Genomic DNA, 3,784 nt, shown 5'->3' on the forward strand with positions numbered 1-3,784 from the left:
GCAGCATCTTAAGTAATGCGGCTCTGCGTTCAGGTGAATAGTACGGCACGACCAGTCTCTTTCCGCCCCCGATATGCTTTTTTTGGAAAAACCGGAGAGGCGACAACTATCCTGACACCGGGGGGTACCCGCCACCCGATCTGCTATCCGCTCATTCTTGAATGTCAGAGTGCAGCCGTTTGTGGTTGTGCGCGTGGACGTACAACCCAATCAGCAATGGATTCCGGCACTTCCGGGGGTTCAGGGGATTCACCAATCAAAGCAAATATTCGGGCAGGCTCTACGACTTTGCGTGAACGGTCTACCAAGAGTGCCTTGACGTTGGCCACTGCCGACACTTTCGACCCAACCATGAAAACATGCTGGAAGTAAAACCACTTTTCATCCCAGTAAAGCAGTTCGGTTTTAATTTCAAACCGCTGAAACAGCTTTATGGACTTTTTGTATTCAATGTCAACATTGCCTACCAGAGGCATCCAGCCGTTTTTCAGAATCCCTCCAAGCGTGCCGACAGACCACAGGAAATGCAGCCTGCCCAAATCAGCGAGCGATAGAAAACGACCGTTATTGATGTGCATGTTCAAATCGATATCAAGCGGTGTGGCGGTGAATCCAATCGTCGTCGCGCTCCTGAAGTGGCCAGGCTTGCGCCATCTCTTGATAAAACCTACCAACGACATGACAAATAATCTGAAAAACAGGTTCATTGGCTAACGGCCTCGGCGGATCGTGAGAGGTTGTTGTAAAGAGATCTGATTTTGGCTCGGTCGATTTTCCCACTGGTCGTCTTGGACAGCTGACTCGCCGCAATGATGTCGATAGTGGTTATCTGGATTCCCAGTTCGTCACTGATCTTTCTGCGCACGATTTGGGTCAGGCTTGATGTGTCATGGCCTTTGGCTGGGACGATCAGTAACGCGCATTCTTCAGTGTCCGACTCAGTCAGTGGAACTGCTGCAACACCCCGGACACCTTCGACTTCAGCGGCGTAACTTTCAATGTCATTGGCGAAGTAATTGGCGCCATTGATAATGATGACTTCCTTGCTTCGACCGACGACATACAGGTTCCCCTCAAACAGGAAGCCTATATCACCGGTCAAGAACCAGCCGTTTTCAAGCATTGCAGCGGTATTTTTCTGGTCATTGTCATAGGCGCAGCACACCGAATTCCCTTTCAGCGCAATCTCACCCAACAGCAGTGAGGTATCCACGAAATCCAGGTTGTCGACATGAATACTGACGTCTACATGACGAATGGGTTTTCCGCACGAAACGATCTCTTTGTTCCCCGGTGCATCGCGGTCCGCGAGCACGACCCTGCCGTTGTTCAATGCCTCACGATCGACAAATACACTTTGCATGCCCTCACCCACCGTGGTGAACGTTGCACCCAGCGTCGCTTCGGCCATTCCATAAAGGGGCATGATCGAGCGTGCGGAGAATCCGTAAGGCGCAAAAGTCTGGGTAAAAGCGCGCATGACTTTAGGGTTGATGGGTTCCGCCCCACTCGTGGCAGAGCGCCAGGAGGTTAAATTCAGATCCGACAAGGCATCAACGTTGAAGCGTTCAAGACAATACTTGTAGGCAAAATTGGGTGCTGGTGAAATCTCCAGAGAAAAGTCGGAGATGGCCTTTAACCAGCTTAACGGTGCTTTTACAAAATCTGCGGTTCGCATTATGTAAGAGTCCGAGCCAGCAAACACAGGCAGTAGCAACCCACCGATCAAGCCCATGTCATGAAAGAACGGCAACCAGGTAACACCGGCAGACTCTGCGTTCATTTCAAATGATTCGCACATTGCGGCAACATTCAAAATCAGATTTTCTTGAGAAACCACGACCCCTTTTGGGTCCGAAGTACTGCCCGAGGTGTACTGGATCAGCGCGGTGTCACTGACTGCATTTGGGCGCTGACGGGGTGCCACTGGATCGCTTTCACCCAGAGCGCTGAACTCATCAAGCGTCTGTACGATCGAGGCGGTTTGAGCACCTAGAGATTCTTTGACCTCTTCACTGAGCGATTCAGAAACCAGAAACCTGTGGATCGTTGACTGCCTGGCAATAAGACCCACGCGCCTATAGAAGCTCTGCAACGGCGAAAAAGGTTGCGGTGGTGCGATGGGGACCGGCACACCGCCGGCAAACAAGACTGCAAAGAAGCTTTCGATAAAGCTGAGTTCGTTGAAAAATATCAATCCCACTCGTTCGTTGAACGTCACGCATTCCTGCATTGCACTGGCGCGGGCCTGTGCGCGCCCATGAAGGCTGGCATAACTCAAAAACGACGAAACCTTGCCATTCTTGATGACGTGAAATCCACGCTCTGGTGACAGTTCGGCTGTACGTGTAAGTGCAGTCAGTATTGTATTCACATCATTCCCTGATTTTACAAACCACCAAAAAGCGCCTTGCCGTCTATTGACTGACTGCAAAGCGCCACATCAGTCGCCGGTCAATTAATAGCGAGAGACTCTTCCTGATTAGCTTTAATCAGCCGCTGAACAGCGGCAATCAGCTGCTCCGCGGTTTCGATCGTGTAAGTTGCATCATCGGGCATTTCCACATCGTATTTTTTCTCAATCATCAAAATCATTTCAACGATCTTCATCGACGTTACACCAAGGTCTCTGATACTGGTGCTTTTGGTCACAGTGCCGGCTTCCAGCCCAACAACCGTAGTAAGAATGTCCAGTATGTCGAATTCAATTTCGTTCACAAATCGCTCCCTCGCGGCTAACTTCATGGTTTATATACAACAACGTTCTATGCGGGACTTTAGTCTGCCCACTAAAAACATCTTCGGGCTCAATCACAATCCACGACGCCTCCCCCAAGGCAACCAGATCGCCGGTTTGTGTCAGGAGCCGTGCCTCAGCTTTGATCATACTGCCGGTAATCGAGACGATTTTTCCTTCCACCCGGTACTCTGCAAATGACTCGCAGATACTGATGAAGCGCACTCGGAGTCCCATCGTGACTGCCATTTTTCCGGTGAAGACCATAATGGCTCTTCCCATGGCTTCATCCAGAACGGTCGAAACAATTCCACCGTGGACGATGCCTGGATAAGATTCATACTGACGATCCAGTGATACTCGCGCAGAGACCTCATCCACACCGTCGTCAAACACTAACTTCAAGCCGATATCATTTTGTTCGCTGCAACCAAAACAATTCGAGGTGACACCTGATTCTTCTACAAGCGTGTCGTTCATGATGTATCACCTACATTCTGGCGCGGATCTCGGCTTTCAGTGAGCGTGTATCGACGATTGCTTTATTGCCGGTGAGATTGCGCAAGGCGCGGTAGACATTGGCATCACCACGTTCATTGTCATCGTCGCCCACCACATCCTGTTCAATTGTCTTGACCGAGTCGGGTGAGTCCGCATTCGGGAAGAACAAACCTGCAGGGTGTTTGACGCCATAGGAGGCATCAATCAGCCAGACGTAAGCCATTTTCAGTGCTTCCAACATATTCACGTCGCTTTCGTCGCACAACTCTTTGCAAAAGACATAGAACGCCTTGGCATGGCGAGACTCGTCCTTGCTGAGCAAACGCCAGATTTTCTTCAGGGTGGGCTCATTCGTTCGGTGGGCGCGTAGGTTGTAGTAGTTGGCCGCACGGTATTCAGAAATCACGTTCATCATCAGCGCGGCGTTTTTCAAGGTTGTTGTCGCGTCGCCGTCTAACTATGCCGCTCTTTTCTCGGTCTGCTGCTGCCGATCCGGGTTCAACATCACAGTGCCCATCGGCTCCCAGTTTCTTGTCTGGCCAGACC

5 protein-coding genes are annotated in these 3,784 nt (G+C 50.7%); all 5 read right to left on the reverse strand.

The features are described 5' to 3' along the window. Positions 1-164: 164 nt before the first annotated feature. Positions 165-707: an acyl-CoA thioesterase gene (locus AACY18_RS27735; RefSeq protein WP_175554138.1), complete on the reverse strand. Its 543-nt coding sequence runs from the start codon at positions 705-707 to the stop codon at positions 165-167. Continuing rightward, a complete protein-coding gene (locus AACY18_RS27740; protein ID WP_339433641.1) occupies positions 704-2,374 on the reverse strand; it encodes an AMP-binding protein in 1,671 nt (556 codons plus the stop codon). The genes AACY18_RS27735 and AACY18_RS27740 overlap by 4 nt, the downstream gene beginning before the upstream one ends. A gap of 80 nt (positions 2,375-2,454) precedes the next feature. Beyond that, on the reverse strand, positions 2,455-2,718 hold the full coding sequence (locus AACY18_RS27745) for an acyl carrier protein (RefSeq protein WP_339433642.1): 264 nt from the start codon (positions 2,716-2,718) through the stop codon (positions 2,455-2,457). Beyond that, positions 2,705-3,217, reverse strand: coding sequence for a PaaI family thioesterase (locus AACY18_RS27750; protein WP_339433643.1), 513 nt, complete (start codon positions 3,215-3,217; stop codon positions 2,705-2,707). The genes AACY18_RS27745 and AACY18_RS27750 overlap by 14 nt, the downstream gene beginning before the upstream one ends. Positions 3,218-3,227: 10 nt before the next feature. After that, complete coding sequence (locus tag AACY18_RS27755) at positions 3,228-3,671, reverse strand: ferritin family protein (RefSeq protein ID WP_339466829.1); 444 nt, start codon at positions 3,669-3,671, stop codon at positions 3,228-3,230. Positions 3,672-3,784: the final 113 nt, after the last annotated feature.

Source organism: Pseudomonas sp. EA_65y_Pfl2_P74 (assembly GCF_963970575.1).
Taxonomy (GTDB): Bacteria; Pseudomonadota; Gammaproteobacteria; order Pseudomonadales; family Pseudomonadaceae; genus Aquipseudomonas; species Aquipseudomonas baetica_A.